The sequence below is a fragment of the Mesorhizobium sp. B2-4-18 genome (genome assembly GCF_006441385.1).
Lineage (GTDB): Bacteria > Pseudomonadota > Alphaproteobacteria > Rhizobiales > Rhizobiaceae > Mesorhizobium > Mesorhizobium australicum.
Window position 1 is genome coordinate 135,275 of sequence record NZ_VFUW01000007.1, and the last position, 20,967, is coordinate 156,241.

General features: G+C 62.6%; 22 protein-coding genes. 3 read left to right on the forward strand and 19 right to left on the reverse strand.

Annotation, left to right across the window (positions count from 1 at the left end; all coding sequences use genetic code 11):
* Positions 1-169 precede the first annotated feature (169 nt).
* The 15 genes from FJ527_RS18325 to rpoZ all read right to left on the reverse strand — a co-directional run bounded on the left by FJ527_RS18325 (position 170) and on the right by rpoZ (position 15,450).
* A complete protein-coding gene (locus tag FJ527_RS18325) occupies positions 170-961 on the reverse strand; it encodes an anti-sigma factor (protein ID WP_140823766.1) in 792 nt (263 codons plus the stop codon).
* Complete coding sequence (locus FJ527_RS18330) at positions 958-1,476, reverse strand: RNA polymerase sigma factor (RefSeq protein WP_140618480.1); 519 nt, start codon at positions 1,474-1,476, stop codon at positions 958-960. The genes FJ527_RS18325 and FJ527_RS18330 overlap by 4 nt, the downstream gene beginning before the upstream one ends.
* A gap of 161 nt (positions 1,477-1,637) precedes the next feature.
* Positions 1,638-4,385 carry a DUF2339 domain-containing protein gene (locus FJ527_RS18335; RefSeq protein ID WP_140823767.1) on the reverse strand — a complete coding sequence of 916 codons (2,748 nt, stop codon included), beginning with the start codon at positions 4,383-4,385 and terminating at the stop codon, positions 1,638-1,640.
* 82 nt (positions 4,386-4,467) lie between these two features.
* A complete protein-coding gene (locus FJ527_RS18340; RefSeq protein WP_015318570.1) occupies positions 4,468-4,986 on the reverse strand; it encodes a PaaI family thioesterase in 519 nt (172 codons plus the stop codon).
* Entirely contained in the window at positions 4,983-5,759 is a 777-nt protein-coding gene (recO, locus tag FJ527_RS18345; protein ID WP_140823768.1) for a DNA repair protein RecO, read from the reverse strand. Before recO ends, FJ527_RS18340 begins: the two co-directional genes overlap by 4 nt.
* A 133-nt stretch (positions 5,760-5,892) precedes the next feature.
* Complete coding sequence (locus tag FJ527_RS18350; protein ID WP_140618485.1) at positions 5,893-7,053, reverse strand: porin; 1,161 nt, start codon at positions 7,051-7,053, stop codon at positions 5,893-5,895.
* A gap of 753 nt (positions 7,054-7,806) precedes the next feature.
* Positions 7,807-8,727, reverse strand: a complete 921-nt coding sequence (gene era / locus FJ527_RS18355) for a GTPase Era (RefSeq protein WP_015318573.1) — start codon at positions 8,725-8,727, stop codon at positions 7,807-7,809.
* The gene (rnc, locus tag FJ527_RS18360; protein ID WP_140663269.1) at positions 8,724-9,440 is read right to left on the reverse strand and encodes a ribonuclease III; all 717 of its coding nucleotides are present in this window, start codon (positions 9,438-9,440) and stop codon (positions 8,724-8,726) included. The genes era and rnc overlap by 4 nt, the downstream gene beginning before the upstream one ends.
* A complete protein-coding gene (lepB, locus tag FJ527_RS18365; protein WP_027144187.1) occupies positions 9,440-10,189 on the reverse strand; it encodes a signal peptidase I in 750 nt (249 codons plus the stop codon). The genes rnc and lepB overlap by 1 nt, the downstream gene beginning before the upstream one ends.
* Positions 10,190-10,267: 78 nt before the next feature.
* Positions 10,268-10,681, reverse strand: a complete 414-nt coding sequence (gene acpS, locus FJ527_RS18370) for a holo-ACP synthase (protein WP_015318576.1) — start codon at positions 10,679-10,681, stop codon at positions 10,268-10,270.
* Complete coding sequence (locus FJ527_RS18375; RefSeq protein WP_140823769.1) at positions 10,678-11,277, reverse strand: DUF2062 domain-containing protein; 600 nt, start codon at positions 11,275-11,277, stop codon at positions 10,678-10,680. Before FJ527_RS18375 ends, acpS begins: the two co-directional genes overlap by 4 nt.
* Before the next feature lie 334 nt (positions 11,278-11,611).
* Positions 11,612-11,992, reverse strand: coding sequence for a VOC family protein (locus FJ527_RS18380; protein ID WP_015318578.1), 381 nt, complete (start codon positions 11,990-11,992; stop codon positions 11,612-11,614).
* A gap of 13 nt (positions 11,993-12,005) precedes the next feature.
* Positions 12,006-12,584, reverse strand: a complete 579-nt coding sequence (gene pyrE / locus FJ527_RS18385; protein ID WP_140823770.1) for an orotate phosphoribosyltransferase — start codon at positions 12,582-12,584, stop codon at positions 12,006-12,008.
* Between the two features lie 24 nt (positions 12,585-12,608).
* Positions 12,609-14,837 (reverse strand): bifunctional (p)ppGpp synthetase/guanosine-3',5'-bis(diphosphate) 3'-pyrophosphohydrolase, encoded by a 2,229-nt coding sequence (locus tag FJ527_RS18390; RefSeq protein WP_140823771.1) that lies wholly within the window; start codon positions 14,835-14,837, stop codon positions 12,609-12,611.
* A gap of 211 nt (positions 14,838-15,048) precedes the next feature.
* Positions 15,049-15,450 (reverse strand): DNA-directed RNA polymerase subunit omega, encoded by a 402-nt coding sequence (rpoZ, locus tag FJ527_RS18395; protein WP_015318581.1) that lies wholly within the window; start codon positions 15,448-15,450, stop codon positions 15,049-15,051.
* A 317-nt stretch (positions 15,451-15,767) separates the two neighbouring features.
* Here rpoZ and FJ527_RS18400 point away from each other — a divergent pair, with 317 nt between their 5' ends.
* Positions 15,768-16,349, forward strand: coding sequence for an NYN domain-containing protein (locus FJ527_RS18400; RefSeq protein WP_015318582.1), 582 nt, complete (start codon positions 15,768-15,770; stop codon positions 16,347-16,349).
* Positions 16,350-16,360: 11 nt separating this feature from the next.
* Entirely contained in the window at positions 16,361-17,017 is a 657-nt protein-coding gene (locus tag FJ527_RS18405; RefSeq protein ID WP_140663089.1) for a uracil-DNA glycosylase, read from the forward strand.
* A 33-nt stretch (positions 17,018-17,050) separates the two neighbouring features.
* On the opposite strand, the gene FJ527_RS18410 is transcribed toward FJ527_RS18405, so the two are convergent.
* Positions 17,051-17,524 carry an Lrp/AsnC ligand binding domain-containing protein gene (locus FJ527_RS18410; protein ID WP_015318584.1) on the reverse strand — a complete coding sequence of 158 codons (474 nt, stop codon included), beginning with the start codon at positions 17,522-17,524 and terminating at the stop codon, positions 17,051-17,053.
* 145 nt (positions 17,525-17,669) lie between these two features.
* Between FJ527_RS18410 and FJ527_RS18415 the strand changes: the two genes are divergently transcribed.
* Complete coding sequence (locus FJ527_RS18415) at positions 17,670-18,593, forward strand: DMT family transporter (RefSeq protein WP_140823772.1); 924 nt, start codon at positions 17,670-17,672, stop codon at positions 18,591-18,593.
* A gap of 62 nt (positions 18,594-18,655) precedes the next feature.
* Here FJ527_RS18415 and FJ527_RS18420 read toward each other — a convergent pair whose 3' ends face one another.
* The 3 genes from FJ527_RS18420 to dapA form a co-directional block, all read right to left on the reverse strand.
* The gene (locus tag FJ527_RS18420; RefSeq protein ID WP_140823773.1) at positions 18,656-19,366 is read right to left on the reverse strand and encodes a GH25 family lysozyme; all 711 of its coding nucleotides are present in this window, start codon (positions 19,364-19,366) and stop codon (positions 18,656-18,658) included.
* 73 nt (positions 19,367-19,439) lie between these two features.
* Positions 19,440-19,919, reverse strand: coding sequence for an SsrA-binding protein SmpB (gene smpB, locus FJ527_RS18425; protein WP_006202221.1), 480 nt, complete (start codon positions 19,917-19,919; stop codon positions 19,440-19,442).
* 151 nt (positions 19,920-20,070) lie between these two features.
* On the reverse strand, positions 20,071-20,952 hold the full coding sequence (gene dapA / locus FJ527_RS18430) for a 4-hydroxy-tetrahydrodipicolinate synthase (protein WP_140823862.1): 882 nt from the start codon (positions 20,950-20,952) through the stop codon (positions 20,071-20,073).
* Positions 20,953-20,967: the final 15 nt, after the last annotated feature.

Consider the following 20,967-nt stretch of genomic DNA (forward strand, 5'->3'; position numbering starts at 1 on the left):
CCGGTCGAAAAGCGTCGCAAACACCGGCCGAAGCGCCGGTATCCATCAAGCGCTATCGCTCCTTGATTAGGGCCGAATTGTGACACTTTCCGTGACGGCAGGGAAGCTGACAAGCTTTGAACGGAATCGCTGTTTTCATGCCAGCCGACCGCGCAAGATCGCAGCCGGCTCAGCTGGAGAGACCGGCCAGAAGCTGGCCATACGCGCTCTTGGCCACGGCCGCCAACCGCTCGCGCGGCAGCGAACCAACGACGGCACAGCCATAGCCTTTATCCAGCCAGTAGACGGCCTGCGGACCGTCCTGCGCCGAAGCATAGGTGCCCTTGGCATTCTCGGTCGATTCCGCCGTCACGAAGAGGGATATGCGCTCGCCCTTATCGTCTTCGTAGAGCAGCATCGCGGCCTTGCTTTCCCCCGCCGGCAGCAACCGGCCGCCAACCAGTTGGAAGCCGTTCGCGCTCAGGTCTGGTGCCACCAGTTTCAGGCCGACCCGACTGGACAGCCAGGTCTGCAGATGATCCTTGTCGCTGGCCGGCACTTCCACCGCGTGCCGCTTCTCGGCGGCATAGATGACATGGGCGGCGATCGCTTGTTCGGCGAGCTGATCCTCCGCCGGATCCTCCTGCCCGATCCCTCCGATACCCGCAAAGTAGCCGCCAAATCCGCCCGTGGCGAGAAGCACGGCCGCGGCGGCGGCAAGCCACCAGCGCGAGCGTGGCACTGCTGCCTTAACAGGCGCTTCACCGAGCACCACCTTGCGCAAGCGCACTGGCACCACCTCGTCCAGCACGCCGGCGAAGGCCGAGCGCAACGCCTCCCGGTCGGCGGTGAAGCGGGCGCTCCTGGCCTTCATCTCGGGATTGGCGTCGAGCCAGGCATCATAGGCGGCGCGCTCATCGGCCGGCAGTTCGCCGTCGAGCGCCATATGGATGTCCCGTTCGGAAAAATCGCGGCGGATCATTTCTCGACGATCCTTATGGCGCGGCGGCGCGCTGTGTCGTCCAGCAGCCCGCGCAATTCCTCACGCCCCCGCGCGATGCGCGACATCAGCGTGCCGGCGGGAACACCCAGAATGTTGGCAGCCTCGGCATAGGAAAAGCCTTCAATGGCAACCATGACAATGGCCGCGCGGCGATCGGGGCTGAGCGCCTGCAACGCGTCGATGATCTCGCGCGAAGCGATGCCCTCCAACTGTTCGGGCGGCTGGGCAACCGCCTCGCCCGCCTCCAGCGGCAGCATCGCCGCTTCGCCGCGGCGGTTCACCTTGCGCATCTGGTCGATGAACAAATGATGCATGATCGTAAACAGCCACCTCCTGGGGCTTTCTCCCGTCTGCCAGTTGTCGAGCCGCAACAGCGCACGCTCGAGGCAGTCCTGAACGAGGTCGTCGGCAGCATCACGGCCGCGCAGAAGCGAGCGTGCGTAGCGGCGCAGGCGCGGTATTTCACCAAGGATTGCTGCCTTTTTTTCGTCCATGACCGCTGGTTCTGAGGTCGCCCTTGTTGATCCGATAGAACGCGCCTTCCCGGCACGGCGCAAGCAGCCAGCGCGAAGCGGTCCACCGCTCCGGTCACCCAAGCAATGAGATAACGCCGGCGGATGCCGGTTTATTCCCGCGCAGCGTTGAAATCCGACTATTATTGTTCGCCGGCCGGCAATTTCTCCTTTGCCGCCCGCGTCAGCAGCCGCTGGTAGAACAGGCCGATGCCGATCAGAACGGCGCCGAGCCCGATAAAGGACAGCGCCCTGAGCACACCTTCCAGTTCCGACATGTCGAACAGGAAGACTTTCAGGACGGCCACCGCGATCAGCGCGGCTGAGGCGATGCGCAGCACCTGCGATTTCAGCCAGACGCCGGCGGTGAGCAGCGCCACGCCGATAACCAGCCAGAGCGCCGAATAGGTATAGGTCTCCAACTGCCCAAGGCCGCTCCACATGCCGATGAACTCGCCCTTGAACAGGCGCCTGACCGAAAGCGTGGCATAGGCGAAGGCAAGCAGCGCCGCCATCAGCGCCAGCATGGCCGAATACCATTTCGGCCGCTTGCCCCTGCTATAGAGCGCCAGACCACCGGCGGCGACGGCCGGCAGGAGATAGGCGAGGAACAAGAGGTTGAAGACCGGTATCCGACCGGTCGATTGGTCCGTGAACAACGGATTGAGCACCAGGAAATGCTGGATGACGATGAAGGCGGCCGAGAGCACGCCCACCGCCATCGAACCATAGCGCAGCACCGAGCTTGGCGAGCGCCTGTCGATGGCGATCAGGATGGCGCCGGCACCGACGGCGATCAGCGTGTAGATCGCCTGTTCGGCGAGCGTCGGCGCATCGCTGTTGATGACGCCGCCATGCATTGCGTGACGCACCAGCATGGCGAGCGTCAGCAGCGCAAACAGTGCCGCCGCCGCTTCCATGGCCAGGCGTGGACGGCCATCGGTGGTGCGGGCGAGTTGCCAGGCCGCGAAGCCGAAGGCGAGCGCCGGCACGCCGTAGCCCGGCAGCAACCAGTTGAAAACCGGTGTCGTCGACAGGAATTCGGCGCCGACGATCGTCGGATCGACGGCGGCGCGGCCAAGCACCGCGATGACAGCGGCGACCGAAATCCAGCCGAGCACAGGATAGGAGCGCCAGCGCGTGGCGAGCGCCGGCACGATCGCGGCGGCACCAAGCAGGATGGTGGTCCAACCGGAATCAAAAGCCATATGCAGCATCAGGAGGCCGGCGACTGCCGCGCCGCCCAAAACAAACGACACTGCGGCTCCCCCCTTGTGCGGCGGTTCCTCGGCCCGCGCGATCCACTCGCCGCCCGCGGCGAAGACCAGGACCAGCAGGGCCGCGACGGCGGCATAGACAAAGTCGCGGTCGAGATTGCCGAACGTGAACCAGAGCGCCAGCAGGACGATCAGCGGCACGATGACACCCCATGCAGCCCAAGAGGCTGCTCGGATCTGCGCCGTGGCGGCGAAGCGGCGCGCGGCCCACAAACCAGCGGCGACGAAAACAAGACCGAGACCAATACCGATACGCAAGCTCAGCGCGTCAGCGGTGGCCAAGGGCACCCCATCAACACCCAAAGCGCCGCCCGAAAAGTCGGAAGCGATAGACGTTGGCGGGATGATGCCGAGATAGATCAGCACCGTCACCAGTCCCGCGCCATAAAGCAGTGGCAGCGCCAGTGGGCGGTAGAGCGCGACCGCTATCATCACGACAAGCAGCACCGCGCCCGGCAAAGCATCACCGGCAGCGGCGAAGACCGGGTCAACCGAGAGGCCAAGCGCCGAGAAGGCGACGAACAGTCCAGGCACGATGGATGGCCAGTCGAAAGTCCCTGCTAGTCCGGTCTCGCCGCCACGACTGCTCAGCCAGACAAGGGCAAGCACAGCCAGCGTCACAGCATCGATGAACAGTATGGCGGAGAGGTTCGCGCCCGGTGCGTCGGTCATGTAGAGGGTGGTCCAGACGCCGGTACCGAAAAAAGCGGCCGCCATCAGCGTCTTCCAGTCGCGCATGCGGGCGATCACGCCAGTGGCGGCGAGCACGATGGCGAGATAGCCGAACAACGCCCACGGATTGGGCGCCTGCGAAGCGATCAGCACCGGCGTCACCATGGCGCCGACGAGACCGATGCCGGCCAGCGCCTGGCCATGGACGAGAGCGGCGGCTATGGTCGCAACGCCGATCGCACCGAGCAGCGTGAAGGCAAGCGCCGGGCCGATAAAGCCGTAAATGCCATGGGCGGCATAGACGGTGCCGAACAGGATGAAGGCGCCGGCCGCGGTCAAGATCGCCGGAATATAAGCGCCGGCAATACCTTGCACCGGTACCTTGAAGCCGGTGCGGCGAATGAACTCGCCGCCGGCGACCAGCACCAACCCGAGCACCGCCGCCATGGTGAGCCGCACGCCGGGTCCGAAAATGCCGGCCTCGATGGTGTAGCGGATCAGGAACAAGCCGCCCAGAGCCAGCGCAATGCCGCCGACCCAGACCGCCCAACGCGTGCCGAGCGCGGTTTCAACGTCGGACTGGCGAGCGGCTTTGGCGACTGCGGCCGGCGCGACCTCTGGCGTTTTCGGTGTGATCTCGGGGGCGCTCCAAGGGCCGGGCCCTCCGGCCGGGATTTCCGCCTCCGTGGCCTGTAGCGCGGGGGCCGGCTCGCCGATTGGTGCCGGGGCGATGTCGGCAGGCCTGGCCACCGGAGCCGTGTCGGCCCTGCCCTGCGCCGCCTCCAGTTCCGACGGCTTGACCGTGGGCGATACCGCGCCCGAAAGCACGAGGCTGCGCAGTGCGCCAAGTTCGCGCTCGATCAGACCGATGCGGCCCTGCTGACGCGAAATGATGACGAACAAGGCAATGATGGCGACGAGGCCGATCAGGCTCTCAAACATGGCGGTTCCCCCAAACCAGGCCAGTTTTCACTGACGCTTCATCTCACTGACATTGAAATACGGCGGCTAAACGGCTGAAAATTCAACGTGCCGCCAGATTGGCGGCTGGAAATATCGAACATGTCTCGGTACCGAAAGCCAGCAGCTTGCCGCCGGCATCCTTCAGCGTCGCTTCCGAAACGGCAAGCGTGCGGCCCTTGTGAACCACCTTGCCTTCGCAGACAACCTCACCGGTCCTGGGCGTGATCGGCCGCGTCAGGTTCACCTTGAACTCCGCAGTGGTGTAAGCCTCGCCCTTGTCGAGCAGGGTCTGCACCGCGCACGCCAACGCTGAATCGAGCAGCGTCGCCGCCCAGCCGCCGTGAACGCCGCCCAGCGGGTTGAGGTGGCGTTCGTTCGGCACGCCCCGGAACACGGCGCGACCTTCCGATACTTCGGTCAACGCGAAGCTGAGCTGGAAGGAGATCGGTGGTGCCGGGTATTTGCCGTCGACGATTCGCTGCAGCAATTCCAAGCCGGTGTATTTCAGGATGTCGGCATGAGGAATGGTGCCGAGGCCGAGCGGCGAGACCCGGCCCGGATAGAGTTCGACTTCGCTCATCGGATGATTTCTCCGGCCGCGCTCTCTCCGGCGATGGGCTTCTGCGCTGCGTGGTGCTTGCGCAGTGCGGCCAGAAAGCCGGCGCGCGCATCGGGCTGATCGATGCCGCGCGGCTCGTAGACGTGGCGGGTGAAGAAGTAGCCGGTCAGGCGGAATGCGTCCGCCATCGCCGCATGATTGGCGCGCTGGCCGGAGCCGCGCTGCAGGAAGGCGGGCAGCACCAGCATCTTGTCGTGCCACGGAGCGCCGGCCCCGCGCGACACCGCGCGTCCGGATTTAGGCGAGACATAGGCCAGATCCTGCCTCGTGCCGGTGGCGGCGCATTGGCTGAGATCGAGGCCAAAGCCGAGTTCATCGAGAATCAGGAGCTCGAAGCGCGCCACCAGTTCGCCGGCGGCATCTGCGTCGTCGAGATGAACGATCATCACCGAAAGCGCCTCGTAGAGGCCGCCATGGGCATCGCGCTCGGGCAGCAGGCGCAGATGCGCCGCCATCGTCTGAAGGCCGTAGACGGCAACGGCACTGTCCATCAGCCGGGCGGCGTTCATCTCGATGGCTTCGGCCTGGAATGTGCCCAGATGCTCGTCGAGGCGCGCACGCCACAAAAGATCGACGCGATTGCCTGGCTGGAGAACAGGCTGCTGCTTGCGCGAGCGGCCACCGCGCACGAGGCCGAGATGGCGGCCATGGGCGCGCGTCATCACCTCGAGAATGGCGCTGGTTTCGCCATGCCTGCGGGTGCCGAGAATGATTCCCTCGTCGCGCCATTCCATATCAGGAGCTTTTCACCGATCGGGTGGCGAAATCAAGGTATGGGTCTGGCGCCTGTGCCGGCTCTCGCAACGAGGCATAAAAAAGCCGCCCGCAGCAATGTGCTGCGGGCGGTTGGTGAGGTCAGTCGATCCGCTAGAAGTTGCGCTGGAAGCGGACGATGCCGCCGACGCTGTCCTTCTTGTCGGCCTTGGACCAGTTGCCGTAGATGGATGGATTGCCGAAATTGCCGTAGTGATCCCAGTCGACTTCGGTCGTGACCGTGAAGCCCGGGACGATGGTGTATGCGACGTTCGCGGCGAGAGCATAGTTCTTGTCGTCGTCAGCCGAAGCCTGGACGTTGAACGAGGTCTTCTCGTTGAACTTGTAGGTACCGCCGCCCCAGACGGCCCAGTTGCCGCCCCACGGCTTGTACTGGCTGCGGCCATGTACGTCGATGGCATTGTGGGCGTCGTCTGTGAGGTTGTCGTCGGTGCCGTAGCCGCCCATGATGAACAGCGACAGTTCCTTGCTGACGTTGACATCCAGGCGAACCTTGCCGGCCACTTCCTCGTAGTTGCTGTCATAGGCGACAACACCGGTGATCGCGCCCCAGTCGCCCTTGTACTTCAAGCCGCCGACGACATGCGGAACATAGCTGTCGATGGTGTTGACGCCCGTGCCTTCTTCGAGCGAGACCACGCCCGTGAAGCCGCTGCCAGCGTCGAAATAGTACTGGACGACATTGGTGTCCTTGACGCCGTACGGGATGATCGTGTCCTGGATGACGTTGCCCGCGTAACCGATGAACTGGTCGTATGCAGTTTCATCCTTACCGACGCGCAGGCCACCGAGCTGTATCCAGGCGAAGTTGAGGCTGGTGGTTTTGTTGCCGGCCTGCCAGGAGGTCGAGGAGCTTCCATCATAGTCGCCCGAGGAGTTGCCGAACTGGAAGCGGGTCTCGGTGAAGGTCTTCAACGTGCCGAGTTCGGTTTCCTGGCCGGTATACGTCCTCAGCGTGAAGCGCATGTTCTTGTAGTAGGTGTCGTGGTTTCCGCCGTCCATGTGATCGCCAACGTTGTTGACGCCATCCAGCGTGCCGGAATCGCCGACGCCGATGTCATAGCGGAGATAGCCGCCGATGCGCAGGCAGGTCTCGGTGCCCGGGATGTAGAAGTAGCCGGCGCCGTAGACGTCGCAGATCTTGACGTATTCGGCTGGTTCCGGTTCGGCGACGACAACCGCGTCCGCGGCGCGCGCGCCGGACACCGCGATCAAAGCCGCGGCTGAGCCGAGAAGGAGGCTCTTGATGTTCATTTTCTGACCTCTCCAGTCAAGTTTGAAAAAATGGCTTCTGAATTGTGGCTGGCGGATATGTTTTCCCGCCTCACCCCCACAATGAAAAAGGCCCGCACCGCGTCCCCTTTTCGCGGCGAACATACCCACCAATCGTCCACCTTCAATGACAATTCCATAAATGCGCTGGATTCTCGCTACAGATTAAATACGTGTTGCACAAATAACACTAATGAGATCTGGCTTGAATTTAAAATGGCACAAATGGAACATCGTCATATTTTTGTAACAAATAAGTGTATCCTTCTGCATAGACCAGTTTAGTCTATGGATTGCGGTCTTTTAAAACTCTAAATCTAAAATAACTCGAGAAATTTGTGATTTCTGTCCTCGTATCGCTGTCGGCGCGAAAACAACACCAGCAGCGGCTCCAGATCACGGCGCGGAAAGCCGGCCTCAGCACGCGTCGCCGCTTCGTTGGCGGCTTGCCAAGAATCTGAGTTGGTCTCGCGCCAATCGCGGGCCGCATGGTGGAGCCGGCGTTTCGCTTTGGCCTGCTTTCCGCCACCCGGGAGCCGTTCGCGGTTCGCGTAAAACCGCGACGTGCTCTACAGCACGTCGCGGCGAATCGGATTCGCCGACCTGCTGTAAGCTTCTGACTTTATGCATGTCGTTGTCCCGGACCGAGGACTCTTCCGGGCGACATGCATTAGCCCTCACGCCCAATGCTTGTGGTCGGCCACCGTGCGATGACGCGCCAGGATTTTTTCGGCCTTAGCGGGGGAACTCCAGCCCCATCTCGCGGTAGCGCTCGGGATCATCGCCCCAGTTCTCGCGCACTTTCACGAACAGGAACAGGTGCACCTTCTGTTCCAGTATGCCTGATATTTCCATCCGCGCGGCCTGCCCGATGGCGCGGATGGTCTCGCCCTTGTGGCCGAGCACGATCTTCTTCTGGCTGTCGCGCTCGACAAAGATGGTCTGGTCGATGCGCACCGAGCCGTCCTTTTTCTCTTCCCATTTCTCCGTTTCGATGTGCGAGGAATAGGGCAGTTCCTGATGCAGCCTGAGATAGAGTTTTTCGCGGGTGATCTCGGCAGCCAGCTGGCGCATCGGCAGGTCCGAAATCTGGTCTTCCGGATAGTACCAGGGGCCGGCCGGCAGCGCCTGCGCCAGATAGTCGAGGAGGTCCTTGCAGCCGGAACCGGTCAGCGCGGAGACCATGAAGGTGCGCTGGAACGGCACTTTCTCGTTCGCTGCCGCAGACAGGGCCAGCAGCGCCTCGTGCTTGACCCGATCGACCTTGTTGAGAATCAGCACCATCGGTTGGCGCACGTCCTTCAGCCGTTCGAGGATGGCGTCAGCATCGCCCCTGATGCCGCGCTCGGCGTCGATCAGCAGCAGCACGATGTCGGCGTCCTTGGCGCCTCCCCAGGCGGTGGTCACCATCGCGGTGTCGAGCCGCCGCTTGGGCTTGAAGATGCCCGGTGTGTCGACAAAGACGATCTGCGCGTTGTCGTGCGTGGCGATGCCGCGCACGATGGCGCGTGTCGTCTGCACCTTATGGGTGACGATCGAGACCTTGGCGCCGACCAGCTGGTTGACCAGTGTCGACTTGCCCGCGTTAGGCGCGCCGATCAGCGCAACGAAGCCGGAGTGCGTGACGGGAGCGGCTGCAGTGTCTTCTGCGGTCATGCCGCGCTCCCTTTATTGGCCCACACGCCTTCGCGCACGAGAAATGCCGAAGCCGCCGCTTCTTCAGCCGCCCTGCGGGAGCCGCCGGTACCGACGGAAGGTGCAAAGCCGCTAACCTGCAAAGAAATAGTGAAGACCGGCTGATGGTCGGGCCCTTCGCGTTTTTCGATCACATATTCGGGGCGCGCGTCACTCGTCTTGGCAATCCATTCCTGCAAATCGGATTTCGGATTACGTGGCTTCGTCACAACCGTGCTCGAACGTGGCTCCCAATAACGCAGAACGAACCGCCGCGCGGCGTCGATACCACCATCGAGATAAACTGCCGCGATTAGGGCTTCGACGGCATCAGCCAGATAATTTCCGCCGGAGCCGCGCGATCGCGTCTTCAAGGCGGCGTCGGCCCGGACCAGATTCTCCAGCTGCATCTCGATGCCGACTTCCGAGCATGTCTTTGCATCGACCAGCGCATTGAAACGGGGCGCGATTTCACCTTCCGGTGCATCAGGGAATTTCTCGAAAAGCATATCGGCGACGACAAGACCAAGCACGCGGTCGCCAAGGAATTCAAGACGCTGATTGTTGCTTGCCGCCTTGACCGCGCTGGAATGCGTCAAGGCGGTCTCAAGTAAGCGGATGTCCCTGAAAACATGGCCGGTCCTGGCCATCACCAAACCGGCCAGAGTCTCGCCTGTCGGGCGCTTCAAGGCCATCAGTTGACGAAGTGGAACAGGCGCGAAGCGCGCATCAGCGACGGCCATTTCCAGATTTCGAGCGGGCTAGCCTTGCCGGCGATCGAGAAGAAGACAAGGTTGGCGCGGCCGACCAGGTTCTCGGCCGGAACATAACCGACGGTGAAACGGCTGTCGGCGGAATTGTCCCTGTTGTCGCCCATCATGAAATAGTGGCCGGGGGGCACGTCGAATTCGCGGGTGTTGTCGCCAATCGAGTTCGGCGACAGGTCGAGCGTGTCGTAGCTGACACCATCGGGCAGCGTCTCGCGATAGACGTCGATCGGATAATCCTTTTCCGTGATGTCGGGATTGTCGATCTGGCCGGTCTTGACGCGCGGCACGCCAACGCCATTGATGAAGACTTGGCCATCCTTCATCTGGATCTTGTCGCCGGGCAGGCCGATGACGCGCTTGATGTAGTCGACGGACGGATCAGGCGGGAACTTGAACACCACCACGTCGCCACGCTTGGGCTCGGAGCCCCAGATGCGGCCCGAGAAAATGTCCGGTCCAAAAGGCAGCGAATAGCGTGAATAGCCGTAGGACCATTTGGTGACGAACAGATAGTCGCCTTCCAGAAGCGTCGGCCGCATCGAGCCCGACGGGATCGAGAACGGTTGGAACAGCAGCGTGCGAATGACCAGGGCGAGCAAAAGCGCCTGGACGATGACGCTGACGGTTTCGCCAAGCCCGCCGGATTTCTTCTGAGATTTTTCAGCCACGCTCATGTCGTCCTCGATTGTGCGTTGGATGGTATAGAGTCTCGGCGCGCGCTGGGCAACGTCCATGCCGGTCGTCAGATGCAATCAATGTGGCGCTTCTTCGACCGGTAACGCCTCTATGATCACAAAGGCTTGAGCGAGCGGGAAATCATCCGTGATGGTGAGGTGGATCGCCGCCCGATGACCTTGAGGCAGGATCTTTTCCAGCCGCGCCAGCGCCCCGCCGGTCAGCGCCATCGTCGGCGCACCGCTGGGCAGGTTGACGACACCCATGTCACGCCAGAAGACCCCTTGTGCCAGACCAGTGCCCAGTGCCTTGGCGCACGCCTCCTTGGCGGCAAAGCGCTTGGCGTAGGAAGCCGCGCGGGCGCGCCGGTTCTCCGAACGCGCCTGTTCCACCTCGGTGTAGATCCTCTGGATGAAGCGCTGGCCGTGACGCTCAAGCGATTTCTCGATGCGTGTGATGTCGATCAGGTCGCTGCCGATGCCGATGATCATTGGGCGGCGGAACCGACGCTTCCGCCGGGATGAGGCGAATGCTCACGGCGTCTCGCGCGCTCGGCCAGCCGCTTGCGCCGCTGTTCGCGGAAGACATTCATGCCCCAGCGCGTGAGGCCGTAGAACACCAGGCCGAACACCAGCCCGAGCGGCACCGCGCCGATCAGCATCGGCTCCAGGACGGGATGCCATAGTTTGGCGAAGGAAAGCGTGTGCAGCATCTCGCCCAGATGCGCCGGCGGACCGTGCGTCGGCAGGCGATCGTGCAGGATGAGCTTGCCGGTTTCCCAGGATGCGCCCCACAAGAGCGGAAAAGTCAGCGGATTGCCGAAGAATACGGCTCCCAGAGCGGCGGCCACCAGATTGCCGGCGATCACCCAACACAGAACGGCGGCAATGATGAAATGGAAACCGACGGGGAAGAACGAAGCAAAGACACCCGCGGCGACGCCAGCCGCCACCGCATGCGGGGTGGCCTTCAGCCGCAGAATGCGCTTGGAGAAATATTGAAGCGAGCGCGAAAACGAACGGCGCGGCCACAGATAGGTACGCACTCGCTCGAAAAGGCCATCAGGCTTGCGGCGACGAAAAAGCACTCTCTTCCTATTCCCGACAGTTCACAGCTTACAGCCGGCTGTTTCCAGCCAGGCTTCGACCGCCACATCTTGCGCTTTACGGTCGCCAGAAGGCAATCGCGACTTTGATATAGCCATCCGCAAGCCCAACAACAACCGAAGGCCGTACGCTCAGCGTCCGCAGCGCCAGATTTTTGGTCAGATCCATCTTCTCCACATCGGACAATCGCGGCGAATTTGAGAAGTGGTTTCGGCTAATTGTCGCAGCCGGATGACCGATATGCGGCCAGGGGTTCCGGCCGGCTTCGACAAGGTCACCATCCGGGGCCGAGACGATATCCTTCCGGCGCGGTGCCTATTTCAGATATTCGCTGACCTCGACCAGATTGTCGTCGGGATCGCGGAAATAGACCGACATCATAGGTCCTCGCGCGCCGATGCGCTCAACCGGACCGACTTCGATGGCAACGCCGTCGGCCGCGAGGCCGGCCTGGATTTCGGCGAGAGGCACCGCCGACACGAGGCAGAAATCGCCAGAACCCGGCGTCGGCGTCCTAGCCTTTGGCTCGAAAGTGCGGCCGACTTCGTGCAGGTTGATCTTCTGCGAACCGAACAGAAGCGCTGTCGGCCGGTTCGGCTGATCCAGGCGCCGCATGCCAAGCACGCGCCGGTAGAAGTCGCAGGTCGCTTCAACCGAGCGGACCGTCAGCACGAAATGGTCGATGCCGGCGATCATTTCGACCTCCTCGTCAGATGTTGCGGCTGCCCGGCTTGATGGCCGGGATGACGGCAAGCTCCGGCGGCAACCTATCCGGCGGGTAGGCTGGAACTTCATATTCGGCAAGCGCGATCAACGGCACACCGACATGGGTCTTGCCGGCCGAACGGTCGATGATGCAGGCGGCCGCGACCACCTCTGCGCCAACGTCGCGCAGGCAATCAATGGTTTCGCGGATCGACAGACCGGTGGTGACGATGTCCTCGACGATGACAACGCGGGCGCCTCGATCGATCTCGAAGCGGCGCAGGCGGAACTCGCCCCCTTCCCGCTCCACCCAGATCGCCGGCACGGCAAGGTGGCGCGAGGTTTCGTATGCCGGGATCAAGCCGCCGATCGCCGGCCCGACGACATAGTCGATCTTGCCTGGCACGGCGGCGCGGATCTTCTTGGCCAGCGCCTTGCACAGCCGCTCGGTCTTGTCGGCATGCATGAAGACGCGTGCCTTCTGCAGGAAAACTGGACTGCGCAGGCCCGACGTCAGGATAAAATGACCCTCGAGAACAGCGCCAGCCCCGCGGAATATGTCCAGCACTTCGTCGGTATTCATCTCGTCCCCCATGGTCGGCTATCGCTAGCCGTTGACGCGCCGCGCATCGCTGACGCTCGAATTGTCCTTGAGCTGCGACAGCAGCCGGTTGAGATGCTTCAGGTCCCAGACTTCGAGATCGATCAGCATTTCGGTGAAATCGGGCGCGGTGCGCACCATCGACAGCGTATGGATGTTGGCGTCGTTGGAGGCAACGACCTGGGCGATATCGGCAAGCGAACCCGGCGCGTTGATGGCGGTGACCGAGACGCGCGCGGGGAACCGTTCCTTGGTGCGCTCGTCGATGTCCCAGCGCACGTCGATCCAGCGCTCCGGCTGATCGTCGAAGGCCTGCAGCGCCGGAGACTGGATCGGGTAGATGGTGATGCCGGTGCCCGGCTGGACGATGCCGACGATACGATCGCCAGGGACCGCGCCTTCCGGCGCGAAGCGCACCGGCAGGTCGCCTCGCACGCCGCGGATCGGCACGGCGCCGGCGCCTGGCTGGTCCTTGTCCTTGCGCGCGGCCCGGCCAGGTATCTGGAACAGCATGCCTGCGGCGTTGCGGATCTTCGACCAGCCCTCCTCGCGCTGCTTGGGCGCTGCCGGCGTGACGCGCTCGTCCTTGTAGTCGGGGAACACCGCCTTCATGACATCGGTTGAGGCCAGTTCGCCGCGCCCCACGGATGCCAGCACATCCTCGATGTCCTTGCGTGCCAGCCTGTGCAGCACGGGCTTCAGGCTTTCCCTGGTGAAGGTCTTGCCGGCTCGTTCGAAGGCACGCTCCAGGATACGCGCGCCAAGGCCAGAATACTGCTTGCGGATCGCATTCTTGGTGGCGCGGCGGATGGCTGCGCGCGCCTTGCCGGTGACGACGACCGATTCCCATGCGGCTGGCGGCACCTGCGCTTTGGAGCGGATGATCTCGACCTCGTCGCCATTCTTCAGTTCCGTCATCAGCGGCATGATGCGGCCATTGACCTTGGCGCCGACGCAGGTGTCGCCGACATCGGTGTGGACCGCATAGGCGAAATCGATCGGCGTGGCGCCGCGCGGCAAGGCAATCAGCATGCCTTTCGGCGTGAAGCAGAACACCTGGTCCTGGAACAGCTCCAGCTTGGTGTTCTCGAGAAAATCCTCGGGATTGTCGCCCTCGGCCAACTGCTCGATGGTACGGCGCAGCCAAGCGTAGGCGTTGGTCTCCTTCGAGATCGCATGGCCGGCGCCGTTCGTCTTGCCGCCGGTGTCCTTGTAGATCGAATGGGCGGCGACGCCGTATTCGGCGATCTTGTTCATCTCGCGGGTGCGGATCTGCAGTTCGACGCGCTGGCGCGAAGGCCCGACGATGGTGGTGTGGATCGAACGGTAGTCGTTCTGCTTCGGGGTCGAGATGTAATCCTTGAAACGGCCGGGCACCATCGACCAAGTGGTGTGGATGGCACCCAGCGCGCGATAGCAGTCCTCGACGCTGTCAACGACAACACGGAAGCCGAAAATGTCGGACAGCTGCTCGAAGGACAGCGCCTTGGCCTCCATCTTGCGGAACACCGACCATGGCTTCTTCTGCCGGCTCTTCACGCCGGCGTTGATGGCGTGCTTTTCAAACAGGGCCGACAGCGCCTTTTCAATGTCGGTCAGCACGCCCTTGTTGCGCTCGAATATCTCGGCGAGCCGGGCGGTGACGGCCCGGTGGGCTTCCGGATTGATGAAGCGGAAGGCGATCTCTTCCAGCTCCTCGCGCATGCCTTGCATGCCCATGCGCCCGGCCAGCGGCGCGTAGATATCCATCGTCTCCTCGGCGATGCGCAGGCGTTTGGCCTCGGGCATGTGATCAAGGGTGCGCATGTTGTGCAAACGGTCGGCGAGCTTGACCAGCAGCACGCGAACATCTTCCGAGATCGCCAGCAAAAGCTTGCGCAGGTTCTCCGCCTGCTCCGCTTTCTTGGAGACGAGGTCGAGCTTCTTGAGCTTGGTCAGGCCCTCGACCAGCTTGCCCATTTCGGGGCCGAACAGATCGTCGATCTCGGCCCGCGTCGCCGTCGTGTCCTCGATGGTGTCGTGCAGCAGGGCGACGGCGATGGTCGCCTCGTCCATGTGCATATCGGTGAGGATGGCGGCGACTTCGAGCGGATGCGAGAAATAGGGATCGCCGGAAGCGCGCTTCTGGTGGCCATGCTTCTGCATGGCGTAGACATAGGCCTTGTTGAGCAACGCCTCGTTGACGTCAGGCTTGTAGCGCTGGACGCGCTCGACAAGCTCATACTGACGCATCATGGGCTAAATCTCTCGGCGATGAAATGAATCATGCGCCGCACTGTTGTACGGCGCATGCCGGTACCAACTGTCGCAAATACCAGATTCACGCATTATGCCAAGTGCGGGCAAAGCGGCATCTGGTATTTGCGACAGTTGGTACTAGATAGCCACGAAACCGCCGGGACGGAAGTGCCGGAAGATTGTTCCAGCGACCGCCGGAACGGAGGGCTTAGTAGTCGTCGCTCTTTTCCGGGGGCACCAGGCCTTCGATGCCAGCCAGGAGATCTTCCTCGGTCATCCGGTCGAAGGTGACGTTCTCCTCGGCGTCGTCGGCTTCGGCGGCCGCAACAGCGCCGCCGGTCTGATCGGCGATCACTTCGCCATCGGCTTCGGGCTCGTCGACCTCGACATGCTTCTGCAGCGAATGGATCAGATCTTCCTTGAGATCATCGGGCGACAGCGTCTCGTCGGCGATCTCGCGCAGTGCGATGACGGGGTTCTTGTCGTTGTCGCGCGGGACGGTAATCTGCGCGCCCTGGCTGATCTGACGGGCGCGGTGGCCGGCCAGAAGCACCAGCTCGAAGCGGTTGTCGACCTTGTCGATGCAATCTTCAACGGTTACGCGGGCCATGGACTGCCCCTTTCATGCCTGGATTTGATGGAAAACAGGCGCGGTCCATAACCCGAACGGCGCCAAAATACAAGCATCATGGCAATGCGGGCCCACAGGGCACTCAATCTCAACATCGAACTCCCGATCTAGCAAAGCAGCCGGGTCCAGGGTTCGGCGCCACGATCACAATTGCTTGCAGTGCGCCACATGCCCTTGGATTGCCACCAAACTGGCGTTATCTCGATTGGTCCAAGGTCGGCCGGTTATTAGCGCCTGACCGATAGTCGCTACCGCATTTCGTTTAGACGGCCGTTTTTTCGAAAAGGATTATTTCCATGTTCGACCCCCGTGAAAAAATCGCCCTGTTCATCGACGGCGCCAATCTCTACGCCACATCGCGCGCGCTCGGGTTCGACATCGATTATCGCAAGCTCCTGGCGAGCTTTCACAAGCGCGGTTACCTGTTGCGCGCCTACTATTACACCGCGCTGGTCGAGGACCAGGAATACTCCTCGATCCGGCCACTGATCGACTGGCTCGACTATAACGGGTTCAAGGTGGTCACCAAGCCGGCCAAGGAATTCACCGACTCGACCGGCCGCCGCAAGATCAAGGGCAATATGGACATCGAGCTTACCGTCGATGCCCTGGAACTCGCCGATGTCGTCGACCACTATGTCATATTCTCCGGAGACGGTGATTTCCGAACGCTGGTCGAAGCGCTGCAACGGCGTGGCCGCAAGGTGTCGATCGTCTCGACCATGGCCTCGCAACCTCCGATGATCTCAGACGACCTGCGCCGGCAGGCCGACCATTTCATCGACCTGGCGACGCTGAAGAACGAAGTCGGCCGCGATCCCTCCGAACGACCGGCACGGCGGCCCGAACCGGCTGAAGTCGACGAGGACGACTACTGAGGCAGGTCGACTTGACCGCCCCTTCACTTTCCGAACCCAGCCGCGATTGCCCGCTCTGCCCGCGGCTGCATGATTTCATCGCCGAATGGCGGCAGCGCGAGCCGTCATGGTTCAACGCGCCGGTGCCGACCTTCCTGCCACTGGGTGGCGAAGATACCGTCCAGCTTCTGATCGTTGGTCTGGCGCCTGGCCTGCGCGGCGCCAACCGCACCGGGCGCCCCTTTACCGGCGACTATGCCGGCGACCTGCTCTATTCGACACTGATTGCCCACAACTTCGCACGCGGCGAGTTCAAGGCGCGGCCCGATGATGGGCTGGAACTCCTCGGCACGGCGATCACCAACGCGGTGCGCTGCGTGCCGCCGGAGAACAAGCCGGTCGGTGCCGAGATCGCCACCTGCCGGACATTCCTGGTGCCGACGATCGCTCGCTTTCCCAACCTGCGCGCCGTGCTGGCGCTGGGATCGATCGCGCACCAGTCGACCGTGCGGGCACTGGGCGGGCGCGTCGCCGCCTATCCATTCAAACATGGCGGCCAGTTGGAAGCCGGCGGCATCATGCTGTTTTCGAGCTACCATTGCTCGCGCTACAACACCAACACCGGTGTGTTGACCGAAGACATGTTCGTCAGGGTATTTGGCGAGATTGCGGCATTCCTGAAGAACTGAGCTCTCGGATACCGTGCGGTCTGCGGTGCCTGCTCACACCGGCAGCAAGGCATCCGGCTTCACGTCGCCGATCGAGGCATAGGTATGTGTCTCCTTCACCCCGGGCAGCGGCAGGATGACGCGTTTGAGAAAGTCCTGATAGTCGGCCATCTCGGCAATGCGGGCCTTCACGAGATAGTCGAAGCCGCCGACGACCATATGGCATTCCAGAACCTCGGGCGCCTTTGCCACCGCCTCGGCGAAGCGGTCAAAGATATGCGGGGCCGCGTGATCGAGCCGCACCTCGATGAAGACAAGCATGCCGCGGCCAATCTTTGCCGGATTGAGCACCGCCCTGACGGCGGTGATGAACCCGTCGCGAAACAGGCGTTTCACGCGCTGGCTGGCGCCGGTTGGTGACAGGCCGACGCGCGCTGCCAGGTCGAGCGTGGTACGGCGTCCATCTTCCTGCAGCAGTCGCAGAAGACTGCGGTCGACGGCGTCCAGGTCGACTGGTTCAGGATTCACGTTCAAGCCCTCCTATTTGCGTGAATTACACTTCAAATCGTAAAAAACAGCGTATTTTGTCGCGACCATTTCGACCATAGGCTGCGCTTCATCGCAAGGTCGGGGCTGTCTCCTCCTAGCGGCATGAACATGCGGCGGAACTGACATGGCGGACGGACGAGACACGGGAGACACAAGACTGGCGGTGATCGCCGGCCTTGTCATGATCGCCATCTATGCGGCGCAGTTCGTCGCCGCCCGCTTCAGCCTCAGGGAGCATCTGACGGCCACCGACATGGCCAGCCTGCGCTTTGCAGGTGCCGGCGCGGTGTTCCTGCCGATCGTCTGGAGACGCGGCCTGGCGACCATGAAGGCGCTGGGCTGGCGGCGTGGACTGACGTTGGCTGCACTGGCCGGATTGCCCTATCCGCTGATCATCAACTGGGGCCTGACCCACGCGCCCGCGGCCCATGCCGCGGCGCTCTGTCCGGCCTCGATCGTGTTCTTCTCGTTCCTATTGTCGCTGTTCAGGGAAAGCGCGTCGCGTCGGCGGATCATCGGCGTCGTTACGATCATCGCCGGCTTGTTGCTGTTCATAGCGCCGGCGCGCACCGGCGCCAGCGATGTCCTGTTCGGGGACCTGCTGTTTATCGGATCGGGCGCGATGTTTTCCACATATGCCGTTCTTGTGCAGCGATGGCGTGTCGACCCGGTCACGGCGACCGCGAGCGTCGTGCTTTTGTCCTGCCTGCCGCTGCCACTTCTTTATGTCTTTGCGCCAAGCGGCCTCCGTGCCGCCGCAGGCGCCGAAATCGCCAGCCAGATCGTCATTCAAGGTCTTCTCGCGGGCGCTGCGGCAATGTTCCTCTACACTTACATTGTCGACCGATTGGGCTCACAGGCTGCATCGCTGTTCCTGCCGGGTGTGCCAGTCGCCACCGTGATGGTCGGCATGGTCGTGCTTGGCGAGACCCCGCTGGCTATCCAATGCGTGGCCATCGCCATCATGGCCGCCGGGATGGGTTATTCGGCGATGGGTCGACGCAGCACCAGGGAAAATCTGGCTGTCTCGACATCAGCTGGATCGTGAATGGTTTGAGGGGCATGGCAGGCTGCCGAAGAACCGGACCGGCATCGGATCGGGCCTGTTCATCAAGGTGTGGAGGCGAGCAGCGCCGCCAACTTCTCCGGCCCGCCCTGCAAAACGTTCAGATCGACGTCCCCCTCGATGCCGTTCACGCGCCCCCTATTGTGGTACTGCCAGTAGATCCAGTCACGGCGGTCCGGTTCCATGAGCAGTGAGCGTAGCCAGAGTGGGCGAGCGGCGATTTGCCCGGCATAAGCGGCCTCGGCTTCATCCGTAAGATAGACGATCGCCGGCTTGCCGAATGCCGCCTCGACAGGTCGGAGGAAGGCCTGGAGTTCGGCATTCAACTGTTCGGGCGACGGACGCCGCGGACAGTTGCCGCCGAACTCGATGTCGACCACGGGCGGCAGCAGCGGCTGATCGTGCGGCACCACCGAGATGAAATTCCTCGCCTGGTCGGCGCCCGGCCGGCAGAAGGTGAAGAAATGATAGGCGCCGACGGCAAGTCCGGCGGCGCGGGCCTCGCGCAGATTGCCGGCGAAGGCGTCGTCGACATGGTCGCCGCCTTCAGTCGCCTTGATGACGACGAAAGCCACATCATCGGCGGCAACACGCCGCCAGTCGATCCGGCCCTGATGATGGGAGACGTCGATGCCCCTGACCGGATATCGGTCGCGGTCGGGAGAGTAGGTGCGGAAATAGGCCACTCCTCCCACAGCAATGACACATGCCAGGGCAAGACTGGCCGCGCCCCAGAGAACAATCCGCTTCTTCAAGACCACCCCTGTTGGACTTGCCGGTTGTTCGGCGTTGAAAACCCGACCGTTGGCTTTGCAGGCTATCTCCCGATCACCCGCGCTCCTTCAGCAGCCGGCCTTTTTCGCGCGACCAGTCGCGTTGCTTTTCGGTCTCGCGCTTGTCGTGCAGTTTCTTGCCGCGGCCGACGGCAAGCAGCAGCTTGGCGCGTCCCTGGTCGTTGAAATAGATTTTCAGCGGCACCAGGGTCATGCCTTCGCGGTCCACGCTCTGCGACAGCTTGGCCATTTCGCGCTTGTTGAGCAGCAGTTTGCGGCGGCGGCGCGGCTCGTGGTTGAAGCGGTTGGCCTGCAGATATTCGGGCAGATAGGAATTGATCAGCCAGATCTCGCCGCCTTCGACCGAGGCATAGCTGTCCTGGATGTTGGCCTGGCCCTGACGCAGCGACTTGACCTCGGTTCCGGTCAGCACAAGGCCGGCCTCGATCGTGTCGAGCACCTCATAGGAAAACCGCGCCTTGCGGTTTTCGGCAACGGTCTTGTTGTTGGGATCGGCTTTTCTGACTTGGTTCATGAGGTCTAGAGTCCGTTTCGAAACTCGCTCCCGCGAGTCAGATGATGGTGCTACCGAGAACCGGAGCGGAGCGTACATATAGTACGGGAACACCGGAAGCGCAGGTGGCGCCTTCAGATGACCGCGGGAGCAGACTTCCCAAACGGGCTCGCTAATTGATCAAGCCGGCGTGCTTCATGGCCGCATCGATCCTCTCGGCCGTTGCCGGCTCGACAGTCACCAGCGGCGAACGCAGCACGTTCTCGACCTTGCCCAGCTTCGACAGTGCATATTTCGCGCCGGACACGCCGGGCTCGATGAAGATCGCCTTGTGCAGCGGCAAGAGACGGTCCTGCAGCTCCAGCGCCTTCGCACTGTCGCCCGCAAGCGTTGCTTCCTGGAATTCGGCGCAGAGCCGCGGCGCGACGTTCGAGGTCACCGAGATGCAGCCGACACCACCATGCGCGTTGAAACCGAGCGCGGAAGCGTCCTCGCCCGAAAGCTGGATGAAATCCTTGCCGCAGGTCATGCGCTGCTCCGACACGCGTTCGACCTTGCCGGTGGCGTCCTTGACGCCGACGATGTTCTTGAAGTCGTGCGCCAGCCGGCCCATCGTCTCCGGCATCATGTCGATGACCGAGCGCGGCGGGATGTTGTAGATGATGATCGGCAGCTTGGTCGCCCGGGCGACAGCGGCGAAATGCTCGTAGAGGCCGCGCTGTGTCGGCTTGTTGTAATAGGGCGTTACGACCAGGGCAGCATCGGCGCCGGCCTTTTCGGCATACTGCACGAGCCCGACAGCTTCCTCGGTGTTGTTGGAACCGGCGCCGGCAACCACCGGGGCGCGGCCCTTAGCCACCTCGATGCAGATCTTGACGACGTGGCGATGCTCGTCATGCGACAGCGTAGGCGACTCGCCCGTCGTGCCGACAGGAACCAGGCCTGTCGTGCCCTCGCCAAGCTGCCAGTCGACGAACGCGCGAAAGGCTTTCTCGTCGAAACGCCCGCTCTTTTCGAACGGTGTCACGAGCGCGGTAAGCGAGCCTCTCAGCATGTCGTCCAACTCCTT